We start from the raw sequence: 1,090 nt of genomic DNA on the forward strand, positions 1-1,090 counted from the left end.
CAGAAATTGCCAGACTAAGTGCGACAAATCCAGCGCCCCGAAAAGGAGAGGTGAGCTGGCAGACTGGAAGGGACTCTTATCCGGCAAGAAAGGAGCCCCGACCGTGAAGTACTGCCAGCTCACCAGAGACGAACGATACCTGATCTCCAAGCTCCGCAAGACCAGGCACAGCGTGGCCGAGATCGCCCAGATCCTGGGCCGCCACAGGAGCACGATCTACCGCGAGATCAAGCGCAACCTGACGCCCTGCCCCAAGGGCGGACACTACTGCTACAGCAAGGCCCAGGAGCGTCGGAACGGACGGCTCCGACGAAGCCGCCGCGGCCCGCACCATGCGCCGTTGCAGTACGCCCGTGTCGAGGCGCTGCTGATGCAGCAATGGAGTCCCGAGCAGATCGCTGGCGTACTTCGGCAGGACGAGTTTGCGATCAGCTTCCAGTCCATCTACCGACACGTACGGCGCGACTGGCGTGCGGGCGGCACGCTGTATCTGGAGCTGCGTCGCCGCTACAAGCGCCGTAAGCGGCACTACGGGCTGGAGCGTCGCGGAAGGCTGCAGGGCAAGCGCATGATCGAGGAGCGGCCTGTCGAGATCGAAGCGCGGCTCGAGGTTGGCCACTGGGAAATCGATACGGTCATGGGGGCATCGTGGGAGAAACCCTGCATCGTGACCCTGGTCGAGCGCGCCACCGGCTACCTGATGATCGGCAAGCTACCAAACCGCACGACCAAGGCGTTGAACCGCCGTGTCATCGAGATGATCAAGGCTGCGCCGCTGCCCTGCCTAACGATCACCTCGGACAACGGTACCGAGTTCCATGGCTATGCCGAGATCGAGATCGCTACGGGTGCGACGGTTTACTTCGCGCGTCCCCATCACCCCTGGCAGCGTGGCACCAATGAGAACACCAACGGACTCGTTCGCCAGTACCTGCCAAAGGGAAAGAGCATGGCGAAGCTGACCCAGAAGCAGTGCGATGCGATCGCCCACAAACTCAATACCAGACCGAGGAAGCGCTACGACTATGAAACGCCCGAACAGCGAATCCGCGCCTGATCAGGACTGTCGCACTTGGTGGTTGAATTCACC

Annotated in this window: 1 protein-coding gene; it reads left to right on the forward strand. The window is 61.8% G+C overall.

Translation table 11 applies throughout. The features are described from left to right. Positions 1–103 precede the first annotated feature (103 nt). A complete protein-coding gene (locus tag ACW5E8_RS14775; RefSeq protein WP_456966301.1) occupies positions 104–1,057 on the forward strand; it encodes an IS30 family transposase in 954 nt (317 codons plus the stop codon). The last annotated feature ends 33 nt before the right edge of the window (positions 1,058–1,090 follow it).

This window comes from Luteimonas sp. A649 (genome assembly GCF_054072735.1).